The organism is Rudanella paleaurantiibacter, from assembly GCF_009184635.1.
In the GTDB taxonomy this organism is placed as follows: domain Bacteria; phylum Bacteroidota; class Bacteroidia; order Cytophagales; family Spirosomataceae; genus Rudanella; species Rudanella paleaurantiibacter.
Map to the genome: position 1 here is coordinate 25,702 of NZ_WELI01000015.1, position 21,272 is coordinate 46,973.

The window sequence follows — 21,272 nt, forward strand, 5'->3', positions numbered from 1 at the left end:
ATGTTCCTCGTTATCTCTACCAGCACCTTCATCGTGTTGGCGACAGTAGCTCTACTCATCTGGGCGGGGTTGGTTCTTTGGTTCACGGGTCGGGGTAAGACCAAAAAAGCAACCCGCCCAACGCCCACCCTTATGTCCTTCTTTCAGGCTACAGCCGGTAAGACTCCCGTCGATGTGGCTGTGCCGATGGCTTCATACCACCGTAGCGAGCTGATTGTGTTTAATCGGGGTGGTAAACCAACACCCAACGTACCTATTGAGCAACCACCCACGGCAGTGCCCGAAACCCCAACCGATCAGGAGCCGGAATTAGACGACCCCACCTTTGCCCCGGCCCCTCCCCCATCTCAACCTGATGATCAATCAGAACAGGCACCCGCCACCGATGCGCAAGAAGGTAGCCCTTCCACTGGCTTTCGACTTTCCCTTGACCGGCAGCTTTTGAATCGCCTACTCAGCGATGATTCACTTTGCGAGGAATTCGAGCAAGCGCGGGCCACGACGCTGGAGCTACAGCGCGAAACCGGCCGTTCCTATGCCAGCTTGTTCCGGGAAGCCATCGCCGAAAAACCCGCCGACGTGCAGGCCGTGCTGCTCAATCTGCTAACGGAAGAAGAAGTCGACGATTTTGACCGCAGCCTACCCACCTACGGATGAGGGGGCTTTTAATGCCCGTATGATTTTTTTATTGCCTTTCCATTTCCCCTTTGATTCGCGCGGCAGGAGGGCAGGGCCTTTGGGGTGCGACCGGCCACGGAGTGGTGAGGGAGTACCCCAAAGGTGCTGACCGACGCGCCAGGGTTGGAATGGCCCGAAGGGCGTTTCCAACCCTACCCCTTGATTTAATAGTTGACTATTCAGTTATCTGAATAGTCAACTACTTACTCCTACCCCTTTGATTATCGCGCCATCAGGGCAGGGTCTTGCGGGGAGCAACCGACCGCGAAGCGGTGAGGGCGCGCACCGGAAGATGCTGCCCGGCGCGTTCGTCGGGAGGTGGCCCGCAGGGCGTTCTCCCGACGTACCCCTTTGATTTCTTTCTCACCGCGCCGACTCCCGGAGAAATCGGCGCGGTGAGTGAACTAAACAGCAACCTCGGCGGCTGGCTCTGGTTCGCCTTCGATTTCCATCCGGCGTTTGAGGTCGGCGACCTCCGTTTCTAAGCGGTGTAGGTCGGCTTCCTGTCGGAAGGGTTGCGATAGTTTACGGCTAAACTCCTGCTCGATGAGCCGGGCGCGTTCCAGTTCGCGCAAAAGTTGGGCAGGGGCTTCGTAGGCACGGGCTACGGCGGCTTTCAGCGAGGAAAACAGCCCGTTCGATGAACCGACTACACCCGAAAGGCTTTGCCCCCACTCGTACCGTACAACGGCCTGACCGGGTAAAAACTCGCTGGGCGGCATTCCGCCTATTAGTTCCTGCGACCGCTCCCCGGTCAGGGTTAATGCAAGCCCGTTAACGATTAATGTTCTGGGTTCATTAACCCGGCGTTTTGCCAGTCCTTTAACCTGCTCTATCAGGTGCTGTACGGCTTCGCCCCACTTTTCGCCGTAGGTCGTGCCGTTCACGGTTACGCTCATCACGGCGTATGGTGTGTTAAAGTGCTGCTGTAAGTGGGCGGCTTCCTCTTCCAATCCGGCCAACATTGGGCGGTGTTTCTGGATGAACCGTTGGGCGTTTTCTACCTGCCATTGGGCATCCATTAACCCGCGCTGCCAGTTTTTACGGGCTTGCTGCACTCGCGATAATTCAAGCTGGCGGGTCGTGTACAATAGAGCGTATTGGGAGCCGGATAACGTAGCCATCATCTGGTCGAACGACATGGCGGCAAAATCATCGTCTGCGCTGATGTCGGCCATTTGGTCGTCGGCAATGTGGCCCTTTAAAACCTGATTGATAAACTTTTGCTTAATCGCCAACCGTCCGTAGGCGGTCGCGTCGAGTGTTTTTTCTACGCCGTAGGTCAGCACTTCAACCGGGATGCCCCAAACTGCGTGTAAGTTGCCCTGCCGGATAAGCCGCCCATTACGCTGCTCAAAATCTGTTGGTCGGTTGGGGGCGTCCATGTGGTGAACCGCTACTAAGCGTTCCTGTACGTTTACACCCACGCCCGCCCGCTCCGACGTGCCGAGCAATACCCGAACCTCTCCCGTTCTGACTTTGGCAAACAGGGGTTCGCGCTTATCAGCTTCGGCGGGTACGATGGCGATTTCATCAGCCGGTACGCCTTCCGTGATGAGTTTGGCCCGTATGTCCTCAAACAGGTTGAAACGCGGGCCTTTACGCTCTGTTCCCTCCTCGTCTAACCAACCGCGTAGGGAGGGACTTTGGTAAGTATCGGCAAAGACCAATTGCGTACCGCGATACGTGGCCGACTGGTAGTAAAGACGCAAGATTTCTGTTACCACCCGGTTACACTTAGACCCGTCCTCGTCCGGGTTAGCCGCGTCGAGTAGTCGTAAATCAATGGTAGCTTTGCGGGCCTGCCCAAAGCAGACTAAGGGTACGTGCGAGTTGTCGCGCTTTTCGGCTCCGGTCAGGTTTTCAAACCAGCGCAGGGTTGCTTTAATGCTGTTCAGTTCGTCGGTTACGCCCTGGGTCTGCGGTAAGATAATCCGCGTGTGTTGCCCGTTTTTAAGCGTCGGCAACGTAGCATCCCGTTGAAACTCGATAACGTCTTCATTCAGCACCACGTCAACATGAGCGCGGTAGAGTTCCGAAAGCTGCTGCACGTTTACGAACTTGGCGAACCGCTCCACCGCTTTAAAGTTGCCCGTTGCGGTCAGTTCAAACGACTGAATTACGCTGCCGAACGCTCCGGCGAACTGGTCAAACGTGGACAGCATAGCGCGGTTTAGCCGGTCGGGGGCAATAAAGCGTAAAGTCGTCCATGCTTCGGCCATTGTGTTACTGATGGGCGTACCGGTTGCCAGGACTACCCGGCCCCGCCGTGCCTGCACCGTGCGGCACTTGAACAACGCACTTGGCGCGTCCTCACTACCCGCCGAATCAATGCCTTTAACATTCTGCCGGGCGGTGAAAAAGCCTAACCGTTTGTAGCGGTGGGCCTCGTCCAAAAACAGAGCATCAATACCCAACTGGTCAAACGTCAGCATTTCGTCTTTTTTGCGGCCGGCCTGCCGGATTCGCCGGTTTACCAATCGTAACTTTAATTCGTTCAGCCGCTTTACCGACATGGGTTTCTGGCGGCCCTGCCGCTCGGCTACGGCAAGGGTGTAGGCTATGCGCTCTATTTCTTCCTGAATAAATTCTTCCTCGCTGGCGGGGTCGTCGGGAATAAGTTTTAGGAAACTCTGCGGTATCAGCACCCCGTCAAAGTTGTTGGTCGCGATACGTTGCAAAAACCGTTTGCGGTTGCTGGCTTCAAGGTCGGCGGGCTGCGGTACGTAAATCAGGGCTGCGGGGTACAACCTGCGCCATGCGCTGGCAAAGTCGTTGAGTGTCGAGTTTTGTACTACAATCATCGGTTTGTGGGCCAATCCTAACCGCTTCAACTCCATTGCCGCCGTTATCATGGTAAAGGTTTTACCACTGCCCACGGCGTGGGCTAACAAAGTGTCCTGCTCTTTGATGCGCTCCACGCCCCGGAACTGGTGTAAGCGTAATTGAACGTCAGGCGATGCGCCGGGGTATTGCCGTAGGGCTGGTTCCCGGTAGGTTTTGTGTACGTAGCTGTTGTACAATTCATTGTAAACCGGCTCGATGGCTGCGCTGTGGTGGTCGCGCACAAAGTCAATGAACAGGTCGTTTAAGGCTTCCTGCGCCTGTACCGCCTGGCTGGTGGCTTCTACGTCTTTTACGGATTTCTCTTTACCCTCCGCGTCGATAATGGTTTTGGTCACTACCACCGTGCGCTGTTGCAAAGCGGCTTCGATGAGTTGGATAGCCGTTCGGCGCGACGTACCCAAGGAGCGATTTTGAACCGATGAAACGTTACCCATCCCGTCAATTTCGTACTGGCCTACCCGGTGGTTATAGCGTACCGTTACGCAATTGGTTTGCAGAGTCTGACTGATAAACTGCTCGATGATGTTGGTAGGAATCCAGACCGAACCCAACCGGAACGAGATAAGCGGGGCGGGAATGGTGGCCGGAACAACAGCCGCTAACGCCCGTTCATTCACCGCGTACTGTGCATCTGCTTTAACGGCCTCGGCTGCTGCGGCCAATTTCTTTCTAACGTTGCCCGATAGGTACGTATCCCTGTCCTCTAACCGGCCCGACGTTGGGTTTTGATAGGCCAATTCAGCGGCCAACAACGTCTGTTTTACCTCCGGGGCGGGTTGGCTCATCCATGCGCCTATCTGCTCGGCATTCACACAACCGTACAAGCCAATAGACAACCGTAGCGCGTCGGCCAACGATTCTACCCGCTCCGGGGTGTGCGCTGCCGGGTACACCCGTTGCCGAAAAATATCGGCTTTGTCGATGGTGTACGAGGTGGCTGTTTTCGGGTTGGACTGTGTTCCGGTGTTCCGGTCTGGTGCGGTGCGGCTCACCACTTCTAACGCCTGAACACTGGCAAACTGCGGGTCGTAATCTTCCAGAAACGACAAAGCCCGGTTTCGGTTGAGCGTACCGAAATAGCGTGTAAATAAGGCGTAAGACTGGTTCAACTCCACCCGTAGGGCGTCGGTCTCCACCTCTCCCCTACCCTCTTGCTCCGCCTTCCGAAGCTGGTTAAATGCCCGCTTCACCCGCTCGTATTGAGCAATGACGAGCGTTTGGCTGTATCGCTTGCCCCGAACCGTTACCGATTCGGTAAACCGTTGATCGGTAGTCTGTTTGGTTTCGGCTGTCTTATGGGCCTGCGCTGCGGGTTGGTTGTCCAAAATACCTTTTGGCAATTGGTTAAGGGCTTCGGCCAAGCGTTGCGGCAACGTGGCGGGGTCTGCGAGGTGTAGCGTGGGCTGGTCGGCCCGGTACAGTCCACCCTTATTCACCTCGTCGGCAAAGCGCATTTCGCCCAATAGCATAGCGGGGTAGGCGTGGTAATACTCATTTACCGCCAACGTCCTGACCGTATCTTGGTCGGTTGCATCGGCTCTGAGCGTAACGGTACGTTCAAACGGATAAGCCGCAAACGGTCGGTTGTCCGGCACTGCGGCAACGGGGGTACGATTCCGCAAAAACAAAACGTCGGTCGTTACCTGCGTTCCGGCGTTGGCTTCAAACGCATTCGACGGTAAGCGGATGGCTCCCAACAGTTCGGCGTTGGCTTCGACCGTCAGGAACTGGCGGAACTCCGGGCTTGCTGCATCGAGCGTACCCATTGAGGTAATGAGCGCGACAATACCGCCCGGCTTCACCAACTGCGCGGCCCGGCCAATGAAATAGTTATGAATGGGAAAACCCTTTAGTTCGGCGTGGTGGCGGTCGTACACCGTGTACGATCCAAACGGTACGTTGCCAATGACCAAATCAAAGCTACCCGCCTGCAATTTGGTTTCTTCCAGACCGCAAACGTGGGTTTCGACCTCCGGGTAAAGCTGCTGCAAGATTTGCCCCGATAGCCGGTCTTTCTCGACCGCTACCCATACCGACCGCTCCCGTAGTGCCGGGGGCATTAGACCGATAAAATACCCGATACCTGCGGCTGGTTCCAGAATGCGACCGCCTGTAAAGCCAAACCCTTCGATAGCCTGCCACATGGCCGCTACGACGTGCGGGGCCGTGTAGAAAGCATTGAGCGTCGATGCTTCGGCGGCTCGCTGTTCGGCGGGGGTTAACAACTCGGCCAACCGCTGGCGGGTACGTCCGTACTGACCGCCCCACCGGTTTACCGATTCGTCAAGGGCTTGGGCGGGGTCGGTCTGCGCGTGTTGCCACTGCTCGTAAACGTCGTTTTTCCAGACCTGCGATAAACCACCCCAACCCGTATAAAGCGATAGTAACCGCTGTTCGTCGGGCGTGGCTTGTCTGGTGCTTCCTTGCGCTGACTCACCGCTTATTCGTTTTAGGGTTTCGATGGCGGCAACATTGGCCCGTAGTTTGGCCGCGTTGCCAGTGGGTAGGGTGAACGTTTCCGCGCAAAGGCTAAATACGGATGGCTCCGCTATAGGCCGTAGCTCAATCTGTTCATCGAGGATCAACAGTGTTGCCGGGCTTGCGCTGCTCCGGCGTTCGGTGGTCTCACCGGGTTTGCGTTCTCCCCGCGTCGGAGGTATAAGACCGGGGTGTCCGAACAGGGTATATTGATTGGCAACGATGACCACGGGCCGGGCCTGAGCCGGACGAGTGCGGGGCCGCTCCGGCCTACCGGTTGTATAGCGCGTCATAAATAGCTGAATAGTTCTACACTATAAAGATAGCCAACTATTCAGCTATTTATCTATCTAACTTTCTATCTGTCAGCCTTTTACAACCCGCTTGATTTGAACAGTGCTTAGCCCCTACCCCTTGATTATTTACTCGATGACTACCTCCTCAGCGTACACTTTGAAAACGAGGTCGTGGTTTGTGGCCGAGATAAATCGAAACATGGGCCTGCCATCAGCATCGAGAGTTTCGACTTCATCAGACAGCCACCCTACCCTACCGGCTGGCATTAGCGGCCCCAACGACACCGTCAGTTTTGCCCGGCGGTAATTACCTTCAGGTGGTTTAGGTTCGTTCCGATTCATCACGGCATTAATGAGAACTTGCCAGATAGTTGAGTAGATGAGTACTCATCTATCTGTCAAGTTAATTAGCGAAATTGATAAATAGGCGGGTAGCTGTTCTGCGTTATCCGGTGGCCTACCGGTATCGAGATGCCCGGTTTATCCTGCGGTGTCCAGGCGGAGGGGCGGAACTCAGACCGAGCCAGTAATGACAGTAAACGTTGGTAGCGTTCCCGGCCCTCCTGAATGAAAGCCCGGCCAATAGCATCGGCGGTCGGCTCGAAATAGAAGACCTGGAAAGGCTCCGCTTTCTGAACGCCCAGAAAGACAAACCGCCGAGCCTTCAAACCATCTAAATAAAAGGCCGCTTGACGGTCGTATTGGTACTGCTCACAGCACTCGATGAATTGGCGATACGTCCGGGCGCGGGTAGTCTTCACGTCGACGATCAACCCGTGCCGCAATCGAATATCCGTCTGGCATTTACAGAGTAAGCCCGTGACCTTATCGCGAAACAAGTGGGGCTGTTCTTTCTGTCCCCATTGTAACGCCCATCGACCAAACCGGGTATCGCGAATTGCCTTTGCCATTTTGCCCAATCGCTCCCGGTCGATGGCTCCCTCGAACGGTCGGGTACTGCGCGGCTCCAATAACAACTGGTGAAAAGCTGACCCTTCGGCAAACGCCTTAACGGGTTTTCGGTTGGGTTCGCCCAACAGAAACCGCTCGTACTCGGTCAGGTCGGAATTGGAAAAAGCGGGAAACTGACGGTAATTGTCTGGTGTAAGCACTTGCATAGAATCAGGCAGAAATAGCGAATTATTAGTTGAATAAATAGGTAGTCAGTTATCTAAATAGCTGACTACCTAAATAAATTTAGACGACTTCCACGGCTTCAACCTCTGCTTGGGGCAGTTCTCCTGCGTTTAACGTAACGGGTACTACGTCTGTTGAGGGTAAAGCGAACGTCTCCGAAAAACTGAAGTAGTTCGCCGTGTGTTTCAGCGTATCGCGCCGGTAGATGGGGCAGTCTGCCGCGTACTCCGCAAGTTGCTGCACACTTTCGGGGTCGGCAAGCTGGTAGCTGAACCGGCCAATGAACCACGACTTTGTAGGGTCGTTTTTGCTGGTTAGTTTCTCCGGGCGGATGGTCAGCACCACGTCGCAAAGGTTCAGCGGTTCGTTCCCTTCGTAGATGAGCTTTTTCATCACGCCCCGCAACTCGGTAAGCGTAGTGCCGTTGAACATGATGCTCGATACGCAATTCAGCGCGTCGATAAAGAACAGTTCGGCCCACGCTTCGCGGTTCCGGTTAAACAGCCCGTCCTCGAAAATGCGGAACACAAACGGCTGAAACGTAAACTCCTTGATGGGCTTACCCGATTTGTCCAAAACGGGGGTGTCCCCGTCGATGTTGAACTGTCCGGTTTGTGAGTTGTAGCGGTACTGCTTCGGCTCACCCTCGATGTAGCGGAAGATGTCCGAGATTACAGTTTCACCATGTTTGTTGACGGTCTCTTGCTGATAGGATTTCATACCTGTATAGCGTAAAAAAGGGGTTGGTGCCTGGGCTTACACCGGCCAAGCGTTCGCGGTTTCAACATTACAAAGATAGCCAACTATCTGAATAGTCAACTACTTAACTACTGATACACAGCACTTTGTGAACCCGTTTGATTCGGCTGCTTTCTGCCTGAACTGTTTCAGAACCCCTTGATTATTCAAATAGCCGACTATAAAAGTAGTCGGCTATTCAGCTAATGGCTTAATTAAGGTAAACCTTATGGTCGGCCTGAGTGGGTAAGCTCCTGTTCGCGTAAGTACAATTGGTACTGCTGCTTGCGCGTATCGAGGATGCTTTCCAGCCGCTGCAACTCAGCGTTGAAGGAAGGAGACTGGTAAAGCGAATCGGCATCTGACAGCAGTCGTTGCAACGGAGCGGTTCGGGCTACGGCAGTTTGAGCCGACACGTACCGGTGCTGCCAGTAGCCAGCGGCATACGTGTCACGCTGCTGACGGGTTTGCAGCGAGACAAAGACCAATCCACCAACCAGCAGACCAGCGACAGCTATCCCCCCCGTTAGGTAACGCACCAGTTTAAGCAACGCCGACCCCGGCTGCTCTACCCTGACCACCTTCGGGACCAACTTATCGAGATGCTGCTCAAGGGCAGGGGTAAGGGTTGCCGGAACCTGGGGTAGCCACTCAGTAAGGTGGCGTGTCAATTGCTCCTGCTGCGTCTGACCCATTTTTTCAATAGCTTCCAGCAGACCGGCAATCAAGTGGGGAGGCAGGTCATCGGTTTGCGAAACCGGGAGTGAGGGTACTTCCTTCGAGGGTTTGGCCTGTTCTGTCTCGGCGGATGGCTTGGGGCCACGACTCCAATACGGATTCGATGAATAAAACTTATTGGTCGGAGCAGCCCTGGGCCGGTCGGGGCAAAGTGTATCCATATCAGGGTGAGTAGGGGAGGAGGTCATCGGTTAAAGAATTTGGTTCGGGCAAGACCGGAGCGGCCTTGCCCAAATCGGAGACATTATCACAGTTTTGCTTTGTACGTGCGGGCTGATTCCGAAGCAGATTGAACCGTTTCGCGTTGAGCGGTCTGTTCCGCCTTTATCTCCGTGTGAGGTTTGATGAGGGGCGGAGCTCCCATCTTCAGCGGACTCGAATCGGGCAGAGCCTCGCCCTGGCGGTTTTGCAGGATGTCGTTGAAGTCTTTCTGCTGCCGGGTGGGTCGCACAACGTGATAGAGCGACTGCCCCTGTCGGTTGTTGATTTCGTCGGTAAGCAGCGTGAGTGCCTTCACCAGCAGTCGACCGTCGTTGGGGAAGTGAATCCGGGTGCGGGTTACAGCCTGACCCTGATCAGGATCGACCAAGGTTTCGCGCTGAAACTCCTGCACTCGCTTTTCCTTGTCGTTCGGGTCATTGTTGTAGTTGAACTGCTTGGTAAAGCGATTCATCTCGTCCATGAAACGATGGAGGAACGCTTCGTTTCTGCCGCCCGCGATGTCGGCACCAGCCCCACCGGGCGACAGGGGTTGCCGTAGCTCCAGTTCCAACTTGTTCACGCCCGAATACAAATCCTTTTCCAACTTGGCATCCTTATGGTGTTGAATGCGCTGCTCCATTTCGTCGGGCGAAATCATGGCTCGTTCCCGCGCCACCCGAAACTCGTTACCCACCTTCATCTGCATATATTCCGACTGAGCCAGTTTTCCGGCCTCTTCCGGCATCGGAATGCCGTAAGCCCTGGCATACGTGAACGCCGGAATTACCGACTGCACCATCTCGACCGAAACCTTGACGTAGTCGTCAGGCATGATCTCTTTAAAGCGGGCCTGGTGGTTGATGGCCAGTTTATGCCCTTCTGACAGGTTGCCGTCGGGTACGTCGAACCGCTTCAGCACGTCGCTGAATGTTTTTATCTCAGGGTCGAAGGCAAACTTTGGCCCGAGCACGTTAGCCAGTGGGTTAGGAGGGAGGTTCGGCCCCGAATAGGCAATGTCCGGTTTGACGCGCAGGGCCGGGTCGGCAGCGGGGTGTTGCAGAGCGAGGTAGTTGATGGCGAACCGAAGACCGGCGTTGTCGCCATCCTGCGCGATCACAAACTGCGCCTGCGGGTTGCGGTCGAGCACTTTCTGGATAAAGCCCATCTGTCGGCTACCAGGTTGCCCGCCCGTCGCCATGTAGAACCGACGTTCGCCCTCGGCTTCAGGGTTGAGTTGCTTGAACGACATCGCATCAATGGCAGACTCAGCGACAAGGATGCGCTGGGCGGGCACCTCCTTGAAGGCCGGGCGGGCGGTTTCGAGCGGTAACTGCACCTGCTGCGGCTTTCCCTCCTGCACAAAATTGAACGAAACCGTTTCGGGGCTGAGCCGAACGACCGTACCGACAGTACCGGCAGGAAGGTCAGGTTTATCATGCATGGCCAATGGGGCTTTCAATTCGTAGAACCGGTTAGAGTGCCACATGGCTTCCCCGCGCTCCCCGGAAGGGAACGACTTGAAGCGTTCGTTACGAATGTCCATCGACACCAGGTGACCATCCTGGGCGTACATCGGGAAGGAGGTATTACGATGCGTGGTGCCCTTCTCCGTCGTGTAAGCAATGTTGTGAATGCGGCCGTTGAACTCCGGCGAAAAGAGTACGTCTTTATGAAGCGAGCGTCCTTCCAGATAGCGGGTGTCGGTCAGGGGCGCGATGGCGTACCGATTGTGCAGGTCTTTTTCCCGAAGCTTCGTGTCGATCAGGCTTTCCTTTACCTGCTTCAGGGGAGACGTAACGCTCTTTTCGAGTACGTAGTCGGCGGAGGACATGATACGGTCGACAGCCTTAAAAACGTTCCGGTAAATGCCGTTTTCGACTCGTTCCAGAAACTTGATCACGTCGCCCCGCCAGCCCCGCTGATCGTTCATGTCGACAAACATCTTTTGCCCGTACTTGTCGCCGGTATAAACGGCCAGCCGTTCCTTCGACCCTTTCTCGCCCCGCTCATAAATGAGCCACTCGTCGCTCGGTTTCGACTTCTTGGCATCGAGCACGAAGCCGTAATCTTGCAGCACCACTTCCAGATCCAGCTCGCGCTTGATGGCATCGAAATCCCGCACCAACTTTTCACCACGGGGCTTTGGTGTCGGCTGCGGCTCCTTCTGGGCATTTTGGGCTGGCGTAATCGTCGCTTCCCGATTCGTGGGGGAAGCTTTGGCCGATTCCTGGGCCGTTTGTGTCGCCGACGAGGGCCGGACCGGGGTCAGGTCGATACGGTAATCGTCGGCATACTTCTCCAGCGTCTGAATGTTCCACGCTTTGTGGTAGGCCGTGGATTCGCGCACGTTCTGGTATAGGTCGGGGACGGCCAATTGGCGATACGCCACCGAACCGTCCAGCTTGCCCCGGTTGGTGATCAGCGCGGCCCGGTTCGTCTGCGCCCGCGAAAACAGTTCGCCAAACTGATCCGGCGTAAAGCCGTTGATGGCAGGGTAAAGCCCTACCTTCTGCGGACCGTCGCCGAGCGTGAGCATCTTTCGCGGTTGAGGGTTTTCTGTCAACTCGGGCTTGGTACGGGTAAGTACGCGCGGACCATAGACCTCCTGAATGGCTTTGTCGAGTCGCTCGAAGTTGGCTTTTGTCGGCTCGACCCAGAGCTGCACGTTGCCAATGGCACGGGCCGGGTCGATGGCGTTCATGGCGTAATCGCCAAATGCTACGTAACGTACCCCGGCTTTATTTAACTGGCGTAGAATAGCCAACTGCTCGCGGGTGGCACGGTTCTGTGCTTTTTGCTTCATAACGGAAAGGGGTTACGGGGTTGTCAGTTCAAAACCACCCAGGTCAGGTTCGTTGGCCCGGTGCAGATCGGTAGCCAGTTCGGAGAGGTCATATTGAAGCTCCATAAAGGCCAGATACAGCCGTTCGCGCTCCTCGTCGGTGAGATGCTGCCAAAGCTCCGGGTCGTTGACCGACGCATTCAGAACGGTGATTGGCAGGTCGCCCGGCTCTTCGCCATCACCGATAAACAGCGGTTGAATCGCCTGATGAATGCGCTCGCGCCCCCATCGTACTTCCAGTTGTTCCAGATACTGCATGGGCATCAAAGGCTGGTTTTAACGGTGGGCGTGAGCGAGTCGGGGGCAAGGGGTTGTCCCGGCACCGGCTGCAACCGGGTATCTCTGGTGGGTGGGGGGAGCAGCGTCAACGATAGGGTAGGGGAGACCTCACCGGGCTGTTGCCGATTCTCGATTAGTACCGGACTAAGCGCGTGGACAACCTGTTCGTGGATGTCCGTCAGCACCGGTTGCCATACCACCGGTCTTCCCGCCTTGTCTGCTGCCTGGGCTAAGCAGGCATCGAACGACGGGGCGAAAAGCTGAACCAGCCGACTGGCCTGCTCGTGTGATAGCGGGCAAACAGCTTCATTACTTTTTTTCATTGCTTTAGTTTAATTTTTTATCGAATTTACTTTAATTAATTAAATATTTTGGCGTTTTGCGGTTTAATTTTGCCCGATGGCAAAGAGAAGAATACGTTATGGACTGCATAGAAACGGCCTAATTGGGGCTGTTATTAGCTTGACGCTGAGTGGGTCGAATTACCCAACGGCAATAAATCAGAGTAGAGAAATAGACCTGTTTGCGGCCCATACAATATCGGAATCGACTCACCCGCATTGGCTGGATCAGTGGGTGGGGGAGGCCACGTCGGAGCAGGTGGTGACTGCCTTTTCTAAACTGTTCTTTGCTTCACCGGAAAGAGCGCAGCGGATTCCATGCCTGCCTCCACTGGGTGATTGGTCGGGCAATCGGGTTTCGTCGGGTTTTGGGCTACGGGAGCATCCTACTCTGCATACCCTGCGCCACCACGATGGTATCGACATTGCCGGGCCACATCAATACGTTCGCTCGGCGGCTTCGGGCTTGGTGGCTACGGTCGGCTATAGTAGCACGCTGGGGCGTTACGTAAAAATTGACCACGGCAACTCCTACCAAACCGTGTATGGTCACCTGGCTTTGACCTCGGTGCGGGCTGGTCAGTGGGTAGTGATCGGCGAAACGCTCGGCATAACGGGTAGTACGGGCCGGGCCACCGGGGTGCATCTTCATTACTGCGTCCTGAAGCATCATCGGGCGGTAAATCCTGCCGATTACCTCACGCTGGCCATCCGCTTTGTGGCCCATTACCAACAGCAACAACGTACCCAAACACGCTAATTTATCATGCCCGAAATGACCAACAAGGAACGGGAGGGACACACCCAAACCGTCGAACTCTTCATCATTGCAGCTATCGGACTACTGATTTTGCACTGCTTATGGTATTGCTATGAAGTTGTCTATTCAAATAGCTGGCTACAGGAATATTTTTATAGCGGTCTATCTATATTAAACGAACGGTTGGAATTGTTCAAAAATCCGCTGATTACTAAAGCACTGGTGCTGCTACTACTGTTTCTGTACGCCATCGGCTCGAAAGGGAAAATCGACCCCTCGATTGGTCGGCACCAGGTATTGCGCTATGCTTCGGTCGGGTTGTTGCTGTTCCTGGGTTCTGTGCCGTTGCTTTACGCCAAAGCCCTTGTCGCTCCACTGGCTGTGGACGTGCTGTACATCGGCCTGACGCTGGCCGGCACCATGCAGTTGATAAAAGGCGGGCAGTATCTCTCGCGGATTCTGTTTACCCGCAGTCCGAACGACATCTTCAACGACACCAACGAGGAGTTTCCGCAGAATGAAACGCTGGTGCAGAATGAATTTTCCATTCACTTCCAGACCCTATATGCCTACAAAGGAGCATGGCGACGGGGATTGGTCAACATCGTCAATCCGTTCCGCTCGGTGATTGTGCTGGGCCTTCAGGGGTCGGGGAAGACATTTGCAATCTTGATTCAGGCACTTTGGCAGAGTATGTACAAGGGGTACGTGACCTACGTGTATGACTTCAAGTTTCCAGACCTGACGCTGGAAGCTTACAACGCCTACCGCAAGACTATTGCTGAAAACACCTACGCCTGGACACCTGCCGACCAATTAGCTGACCGCAAACACCGGAACGATCCGCTCATTCCAAAGTTCTACGTACTGAACTTCGATGACATCGAGTATTCGCACCGCTGTAACCCCATCGACGCCGACGGCATGACCGACGTGATGGATGCCTACGAAGCGGCTCAGACGGTCATGCTCAACCTGAACCGGACGTGGGCGCAGAAGCAGGGTGAATTTTTCCCAGAATCGGCCATCAACTTCCTGACGTCGGTGCTCTGGTATCTGCGGACTGTCAGCCTGAAGTATCGGGGTCTTTGTGCCGTGGAGGAAGCCAAACCCGCCAACCAGCAAAACCCGCAAAGGCTGGCCACCTACGCCCGGCTATCTAAATGCTGCACCTTCCCCCACACGCTGGAGTTCATTAACCGGCGGTACGACGAGACGTTCGCGCTCATGGAGCGTTACCCCGAAGTCGAGATTTACGTCAGACCGTTCATCGATGCCCGCGACGGGGGCGCGATGGAGCAGTTGGAAGGACAGATTTCGTCAGTGCGGATTCCGATGGCCCGCCTTTCATCGCCGACGCTGTATTGGGTAATGACCGGCTCCGACTTCACGCTCGACATTAACAACCCCAACGACCCCAAGATTTTGTGTACGGGCAATAACCCCGAACGTACTGCCATATACGGCACAGCGTTTTCGCTTTACACCGCCCGGCTCATGAAGCTGGTCAACCGGAAAGGGCGACTGAAATCGGCCCTGTTTTGGGACGAACTACCCACGATGTTTCTGAAAGGGTTGGACTTGCTCATCGCCACGGCCCGCTCCAACAAGGTGGCCACCTGGCTGGGCATCCAGGATTTTGAGCAGTTGACCCGCGATTATGGAGAGAAAGAAGCCAAAGTCATCATGAACCTGGGGGCAAATGTGTTTGCTGGTACGGTCGTGTACGAAACGGCCGAGAAACTTTCGCGCCGGTTTGGCAAAACCAATCAAACCAAAGAGTCGATTACGTACTCGAAAAACGATACGACCATCAACGTATCGCAGCAACTCACAGAGATGATCCCGGCGGCCAAGATTTCGCGCCTAAAGCAGGGCGAGTTTGTGGGGCAGTTCGTCGACAACTTCGGCGAAGAGTTCGACCTGAAAACGTTTAAAGCATTCATAGGTGTGGAAGAGCAGCAAATGAAAAAAGCTCATCAGCTACCGCCCATGCTGGACCTTGACAGCATCATACGGGACGTGTACGGCGTTGAACCAGCCGACACGACGCCGGCCATGCGTCAGGTGTTCAAGACCCAGTTGCTTCAGGACAACTACCGCCGGGTGAAAGAAGACATTCAGCTATTGGTCGATTGCGAGGTAGCAGAGTTCGGGATTGTCTTCAAAGAGCGAAAAGGATAGGAGGTTACAATCAATTGTTGATCGATAATTTAATGTTGAATGTAGTTACGCTAAGTCCTTTTTTCCAGACCGCTGACAAATAGTAGTTGTAGTAACGAATGCACTGAAACTACATCGGAGGTTTCGGGCTGTGCTGTTAGGTCGTTTGCAATTCCATGCAGCGCACTGACCATCATATTGGCCATCAGCTCAATCTGCATATCAGTCAAAGGCTCGAATTCGCCGTTGGCTACGCCGAAGCGGATAATGCCAGTTAAGTGGGCAATTTCTGGTGGGTCAGTGTGCAGGCGCATCTTGGCCAGCAGTTCAGGATAGCCCTCCCGCGTCATGGTCAAAAATTCGGTAGCCTTAGCGTGACGGAAATCAAACTTTATACGAAAATATGCCCGTAGCTGGTCGGCGGCTGTCGGGTGATTGGGCAAATCGCTGATCAGTTCGTGCAGGTATAGCTTGATTTCTCCCTCGGCGATGGTGGAAAAGATTTCCTCTTTGTCCTTGAAATACAAGTATAGTGTGCTGCGACTCTTGCCCACCGCCCGGGCGATATCGTCCATCACCAGTTTGTTATATCCAAACAGCTTGAACAGTTTGGTCGCCTGCTCCAAAATGACCGTGCGCAGGTTGGGTTCTTTCACATCAGGTTTAGCCATTATATGCAATGATTAGTCGAAGATACTGCCGGTTCGACGGTTCATGATAGACAAAACAAAATATATAACACACTGACAAAACAAATAAAAGTGTCAGTGTGTTATATATTTAGATAAAAATCAATAGTTATATGAAATCCGATCAACTTACAGAAGCTTACCAAATTCTGAGCCATACTTACACAACCTTCGATCAAACCGACGATGAGTGGATGACTAATGGACTCTCAGACACACCTTTCCGGAGTTTAGTATCGGTGGCATTATCGACTATGACGACCTCGAAACGGACTATTAAAGCGGCTTTAGCACTTTATGAGACGGTACATACGTTCGAGCAGCTACGCGATATGGATGAGCAGGAACTGGTTCACCGCATCCAGTCGGTGGCTCACTACAACCGGAAAGCGAAAAATCTGAAAACGATGGCTGCTCAAATCATCGACCAGTACCACGGACAGATTCCTCAAACGAAGGAGGAGTTGCTGACCTTGAGCGGCATTGGTCGTAAGTGCGCTGACATCATGCTGAATTTTGTGTTTGAGCAGCCAGCCATCGCCGTCGATACGCACGTATTTCGGGTTGTCAATCGGCTGGGCATGGTAAAGGCCACCACTGCCAACGCCACAGCCGATCAACTCAACCAGATTACGCCCGCTGAGTTCAAACGCCACGCCCACGAATGGCTGATTCAACACGGCATGAAAGTATGCGTAGCCCGCAAGCCCCACTGCGAGGAATGCCCACTAACCCATCTGTGCGAATACTACCAAGAACATGTTTTGAAAGGACTGACACAGGCGGCCTGAGGTGCATTGCCGTTCTTCCGCTCAACCTGCTTTCTGTTCTCAGCAGCCCGTATCAGTCATGAATAAGCCCTCCGGTATCAATGTCCTCTGGTTCAAGCGTGACCTACGTTTACGTGACCACGAGCCGCTGAAAGCTGCCATCGAAGCCGGTCAGCAATCGGGCCGACCGCTATTGCTGTTATACTGTTTCGAGCCGTCGGTCATGGCAGACCCAAATTACGCCATGCGGCACTGGCGGTTTGTCTATGAATCGCTGACAGATCTAAACGGGCAATTGATGGACCTGCCCATAACCTATACTGCTCCCGTTTATCTGTTTCAGCGAGAGGTGATCGACGTGCTGACCGCCTTACATCGTCAGTTTACCATTCATACCCTGTATTCTCACCAGGAAACCGGCCTGCGGATCACCTATGACCGCGATAAGATAGTAGCTCGTTTCTGCCAGCAGCATAGGTTAGACTGGCGGGAGTATGAGAGCAATGCGGTCCGGCGGGGGCTAAAAACCGGTGTAGGCGTTCAGGCAAATTGGGACCGAACCATGCAGCAGTGCCAGCAACAGCCTGACCTTACTCGCTGGCAACCGGTTCGGCTACTCGCCAATTGGTACGAAGTCGAGCGGGGGCCTGCCCTGCCTGATGACTGGCAGCAGACCGACCCCCAGTTTCAGCCTGGCGGAGAACGTAACGCCCACCGTTATATGACCAGTTTCTTTGCCCAACGGATTGCTCAGTACGAAAACTCCATTTCCAAACCGCTGGAGAGTCGGCGGGGTGGGAGCCGCCTGTCGCCTTATCTGGCCTGGGGCTGTCTAAGCGCAAGACAGGTATATCAGGCTTACCAGCAGGCGGTTCGTCCCCCTAATGGCAGCAATGGCATTCGCCCTTCGGCCCTGTTCATTTCCCGACTGCGTGCTCAAAGTTATTTCATTCAACTCTTTGAGCGCGATGAGCGCATCGAGTTCGAGAACAAGCACTCCGCTTTCGATGCCCTTGAAAAGCAGGTGAACCCAGCGCATTTTTTGGCCTGGCAAACGGGTCAGACAGGTTATCCACTAATTGATGCCTGTATGCGGTGTCTGATTGCTACGGGCTATGTCAACTTTAGAATGCGGGCCCTGCTGATTTCGTTTCTGACGCACCATCTGTTTCAGCACTGGCAGGAAGGGGGCTGGCATTTAGCCCGTCAGTACACGGATTTTGAACCGGGGATCCACTATGCTCAGCTTCAGCTACAGGCCGGAATTCTGGCCAGTGATCGCCAGCCCGTCCGAATTTATAACCCCGTCAAGCAATCACAGGAACACGATCCTGAGGGGCAATTCATCCGGCAGTGGGTACCTGAACTGGTTGCCTGCCCGACGCGGTACATTCACCAGCCATGGACGATGCCAGCGTTAGAACAACAGACCGCTGGGTGCCGGATCGGTCAGGAGTACCCGGCCCCTATCATAGACACGAAGCAAACGTACCAGTTCGCACAAGAACAGTTCTATAAATTTCGTAACCAAATAACCTCTTCGAGGAGCGACCTGCCCGGCGACCATCTGGTCGAAAGATAGTTGGGCGAGAACCATCCTTGACTAAGCTGTATTAGATGATAAAATTCTGAAGTTATAATTGTCTGGAAATCATTGAAAATTATAAACAATCTACCCCTTTGTTCCTCACTGACTGCCCTTAAAGGCAGTCAGCTTGCTTTCTACAAAATGTAGTGGGCAGCTATGGCGTGAAAGGCTTTTTCATCAAGGGCGTAACGGGCGGGTAGCGTCAGACCCGAATTACCATTGAATAGCGCGTGGTTTACGCCGTTGTACAGGAGCCAAGCGTTGGGGCCGGAGCCTAAAACGCATTCCTCGGTGGCCATACGTTCCATAGCGGCATCAACCAATTTTTGCGAAACACCCACTTTACGGACCAGTCGGGCGGCTTCCTGCCGGTCGGTTACGGCGGTGTCCTGCATCACGCTAAACACGTCCTGCGTAGGGCTGGGGCAGTCCTGCGCGTAGCGTAGGAAGTCGCGCAAAAAGTTGACCAGAAAGGCACGGAACTGATTCAGGTTGATACCCCGGTGGGTAAAGATGTGCTGATAGGCTCGTAAGGTCTCGGCACTTTCATAGACCCATTCCAAGCCCTTTACTTTGGCTTTCTCCGGCGTTTGACCCGTCACGAGCCAATCAAGGTACTGGTCAAGGCTTACGAACTCGTCGGCCCATCCCATCATACCGTTTGAACAGATTTGACGGTAAAATGCTACCCGTACCTTTTGCTCCCGTACCCGCTTCATCTCCGTACCCTGAATGGTAAACTGAGACTTACCCGTGTACGAATTAGTAAACGTCAGTTGCCGCTGAATCACGTCGTTAGGACCTACGGTCGTTTCGTCGGGCAGAATGATATTAATCGAGTACTCACCGTTACGGCTGTAGCGGATATGTACGGGCTGCTCAATACCCGTCACTTCTGTAACAGCATCGCGAATAACTGCGTTTGGAATGAGCGAATAGCGGGGCGACTGGGCGGCAAAAATCTGGCGTTCTTCGCTGGGCATGGTGCCGACGATAAAATGCTGCCGGTCGGTAGGTACGACCCGGTAGGGGTCGGGCAGGATGTCACGGGCGGGAACGGACTTGACGGGAAAGCAAATCGTGTCCCAAGAATCAGTGGTTAAAAGTTGGTTGTTTATGTTGGCTTTGCGCATGGCGATCAGCAAGTTTTGTTGTTTTGTACGGCCCTACCGTCAGGCCGTTTGCTGATATAAAAATAGCCAATCAATTACAGTATAACTAATTCACCATCAAAGACATAACACTTTCAACTCCACTATGTTAATGCAAATTTTCAGCACCCCTTGATTAAAAAAACGGTGCCGTAAAGGCACCGCTCACGACCCAAACGGATTGACAAGAGCACCAAGCAGGACAGCCATAAATCCTTTGATTCGCTCCCATAACGTCAACAGTCTTGGCTCGTCGCCGTGCGTAGCTTCGGGGCGATTAGTACGGCTCGCGATAACAGTTCTGGGTTGCTGTTGCTCATCTATGTACAGGATTTTGCCGGTCGTCTGACCGCTTTTTAGCCATTCTGTGAGTTGTTTGGCTGTGTCTGGATTATTCAGGATAGCTTTGGCGCGTTCGCTGTAGGGTGCTCTCATACTCAAAGATAAGTATTCTGTTACGCATACACACGGGAAAGAGAAAGCCGTAATCCAGTCATCCGCTCAATAGTGGCGTGTAACTGACCTATTTCTACCTGCTCGATGACAATTTCGGAAATGGTTTTAGCAGTCTCAGTTAGAAACGAAACTTCGTACAAATCGCTGGTGATGTCGTAGCGAACAGTAACACTTTTGATTTTCGAGTTGGCTATCTGCCACCTTAACGAGTTTGCCCGGTTATCGACGTGGAAACGTTTGGCTCCCATCATCGAGAAAGCCATAGGGCCAATTTGGTCGTACAGGGTTTGTACGTAGGGGTTCATAGTCTTTGTCATATCAGAATGAATAGGGTGTTTAAAGTAGGGTAGGGGGCTTATTGACGCATTCGGCGGGACAGATATAATTGAAACAGTGTGGCTTCGATGGCCTTTCCCATCAACCAGTGCATTACGTCGGGCGTACACATGAAGGCCGGATTTTCTAAGTCGGCGACGGCCACGCGCTCCCTGATGAGGAAGTCTTCGGGCGGGTTGCTGAACACAAATCCCTGCTCTCGGGCCGTAGCGATAAGGTCGCGGTTGATGCGGCTGTCGATGGCTAACCGAACGCGGGCAGGGCTGCAAAAACAAGTCATAAGGGCCGTAATCTCAGCGGGGTTAGTTAAGTCGTTCGCTGATTCACTACCTAAATTTACAGCCTACTTTATATACATAAAACTCTGATTTTCAATAAATTGCTCTTTATAAATCCTCTTTGATTTACCTATTTATCTTCGCCCAATCCCCTTTGATTATACCCAGATGGGCGTAAAAAAACCCGCTTCCAGCGGGTCAGAACGTTTACGCCTTAGACGGTTCGGGTAAAGGCATATTTTGTTCCTCAAGATAGGCTCGTTTATAGACAGCGAAACACAGACTAAACACCTGTTCGGGTGGTAAATCGAGGAACATGGCCAATTCTCCTATTTCATTGAGACTCAAATTGCGTAGGTGATTCTGTTTGGTTTTGTACCAATTGTTGTAAGACATCTTCATCACCTCGGCGATTTTGCCTTGTTTGATGCCCCGAAATTCAAAGAGGCCGTAGATGTCTTCGTAAAGAAGTTTGGGTTTCTGTTCCATATTCGCATAGCAGAGGG

Annotated in this window: 20 protein-coding genes; 5 read left to right on the top strand and 15 right to left on the bottom strand. The window is 53.7% G+C overall.

What is annotated here, in order from left to right; genetic code table 11:
- The gene (locus F5984_RS24245; protein WP_019990999.1) at positions 1–657 is read left to right on the top strand and encodes a hypothetical protein; all 657 of its coding nucleotides are present in this window, start codon (positions 1–3) and stop codon (positions 655–657) included.
- Between the two features lie 253 nt (positions 658–910).
- On the opposite strand, the gene F5984_RS26955 is transcribed toward F5984_RS24245, so the two are convergent.
- From F5984_RS26955 to F5984_RS24285, 9 genes are all read right to left on the bottom strand, one after another.
- Positions 911–1,045, bottom strand: coding sequence for a hypothetical protein (locus F5984_RS26955; protein ID WP_262884520.1), 135 nt, complete (start codon positions 1,043–1,045; stop codon positions 911–913).
- A gap of 37 nt (positions 1,046–1,082) precedes the next feature.
- Entirely contained in the window at positions 1,083–6,296 is a 5,214-nt protein-coding gene (locus F5984_RS24250; protein ID WP_152126789.1) for an Eco57I restriction-modification methylase domain-containing protein, read from the bottom strand.
- A 129-nt stretch (positions 6,297–6,425) separates the two neighbouring features.
- Positions 6,426–6,641, bottom strand: a complete 216-nt coding sequence (locus tag F5984_RS24255; protein WP_083940634.1) for a hypothetical protein — start codon at positions 6,639–6,641, stop codon at positions 6,426–6,428.
- Positions 6,642–6,706: 65 nt separating this feature from the next.
- Positions 6,707–7,417 carry a PD-(D/E)XK nuclease-like domain-containing protein gene (locus tag F5984_RS24260; protein ID WP_019991002.1) on the bottom strand — a complete coding sequence of 237 codons (711 nt, stop codon included), beginning with the start codon at positions 7,415–7,417 and terminating at the stop codon, positions 6,707–6,709.
- Between the two features lie 79 nt (positions 7,418–7,496).
- The gene (locus F5984_RS24265; RefSeq protein ID WP_019991003.1) at positions 7,497–8,156 is read right to left on the bottom strand and encodes a hypothetical protein; all 660 of its coding nucleotides are present in this window, start codon (positions 8,154–8,156) and stop codon (positions 7,497–7,499) included.
- A 245-nt stretch (positions 8,157–8,401) separates the two neighbouring features.
- Positions 8,402–9,073, bottom strand: a complete 672-nt coding sequence (locus tag F5984_RS24270; protein WP_019991004.1) for a hypothetical protein — start codon at positions 9,071–9,073, stop codon at positions 8,402–8,404.
- An 86-nt stretch (positions 9,074–9,159) separates the two neighbouring features.
- Positions 9,160–11,916, bottom strand: coding sequence for a toprim domain-containing protein (locus F5984_RS24275; RefSeq protein ID WP_019991005.1), 2,757 nt, complete (start codon positions 11,914–11,916; stop codon positions 9,160–9,162).
- Positions 11,917–11,928: 12 nt separating this feature from the next.
- Positions 11,929–12,213: a hypothetical protein gene (locus tag F5984_RS24280; RefSeq protein WP_152126791.1), complete on the bottom strand. Its 285-nt coding sequence runs from the start codon at positions 12,211–12,213 to the stop codon at positions 11,929–11,931.
- Between the two features lie 5 nt (positions 12,214–12,218).
- Positions 12,219–12,557 (bottom strand): hypothetical protein, encoded by a 339-nt coding sequence (locus tag F5984_RS24285; RefSeq protein WP_019991007.1) that lies wholly within the window; start codon positions 12,555–12,557, stop codon positions 12,219–12,221.
- A gap of 76 nt (positions 12,558–12,633) precedes the next feature.
- Here F5984_RS24285 and F5984_RS24290 point away from each other — a divergent pair, with 76 nt between their 5' ends.
- The gene (locus tag F5984_RS24290) at positions 12,634–13,335 is read left to right on the top strand and encodes a M23 family metallopeptidase (RefSeq protein WP_083940635.1); all 702 of its coding nucleotides are present in this window, start codon (positions 12,634–12,636) and stop codon (positions 13,333–13,335) included.
- A gap of 15 nt (positions 13,336–13,350) precedes the next feature.
- Positions 13,351–15,519: a YWFCY domain-containing protein gene (locus tag F5984_RS24295; RefSeq protein WP_245581713.1), complete on the top strand. Its 2,169-nt coding sequence runs from the start codon at positions 13,351–13,353 to the stop codon at positions 15,517–15,519.
- A gap of 50 nt (positions 15,520–15,569) precedes the next feature.
- Here F5984_RS24295 and F5984_RS24300 read toward each other — a convergent pair whose 3' ends face one another.
- On the bottom strand, positions 15,570–16,169 hold the full coding sequence (locus F5984_RS24300; protein WP_019991010.1) for a TetR/AcrR family transcriptional regulator: 600 nt from the start codon (positions 16,167–16,169) through the stop codon (positions 15,570–15,572).
- Positions 16,170–16,300: 131 nt separating this feature from the next.
- On the opposite strand from F5984_RS24300, the gene F5984_RS24305 reads away from it, so the two are divergent.
- Together F5984_RS24305 and F5984_RS24310 are read left to right on the top strand one after the other, a co-directional pair.
- A complete protein-coding gene (locus F5984_RS24305; RefSeq protein WP_019991011.1) occupies positions 16,301–16,978 on the top strand; it encodes an endonuclease III domain-containing protein in 678 nt (225 codons plus the stop codon).
- 58 nt (positions 16,979–17,036) lie between these two features.
- Positions 17,037–18,539, top strand: coding sequence for an FAD-binding domain-containing protein (locus F5984_RS24310; protein ID WP_152126792.1), 1,503 nt, complete (start codon positions 17,037–17,039; stop codon positions 18,537–18,539).
- 140 nt (positions 18,540–18,679) lie between these two features.
- Here F5984_RS24310 and F5984_RS24315 read toward each other — a convergent pair whose 3' ends face one another.
- The 5 genes from F5984_RS24315 to F5984_RS24335 form a co-directional block, all read right to left on the bottom strand.
- Positions 18,680–19,678: a hypothetical protein gene (locus tag F5984_RS24315; protein ID WP_044130827.1), complete on the bottom strand. Its 999-nt coding sequence runs from the start codon at positions 19,676–19,678 to the stop codon at positions 18,680–18,682.
- A 183-nt stretch (positions 19,679–19,861) separates the two neighbouring features.
- Entirely contained in the window at positions 19,862–20,131 is a 270-nt protein-coding gene (locus F5984_RS24320; protein ID WP_019991106.1) for a hypothetical protein, read from the bottom strand.
- 20 nt (positions 20,132–20,151) lie between these two features.
- A complete protein-coding gene (locus F5984_RS24325; protein WP_019991107.1) occupies positions 20,152–20,469 on the bottom strand; it encodes a hypothetical protein in 318 nt (105 codons plus the stop codon).
- 38 nt (positions 20,470–20,507) lie between these two features.
- Positions 20,508–20,768 (bottom strand): hypothetical protein, encoded by a 261-nt coding sequence (locus tag F5984_RS24330; RefSeq protein ID WP_019991108.1) that lies wholly within the window; start codon positions 20,766–20,768, stop codon positions 20,508–20,510.
- A 205-nt stretch (positions 20,769–20,973) separates the two neighbouring features.
- The gene (locus F5984_RS24335; RefSeq protein WP_019991109.1) at positions 20,974–21,255 is read right to left on the bottom strand and encodes a hypothetical protein; all 282 of its coding nucleotides are present in this window, start codon (positions 21,253–21,255) and stop codon (positions 20,974–20,976) included.
- Positions 21,256–21,272: the final 17 nt, after the last annotated feature.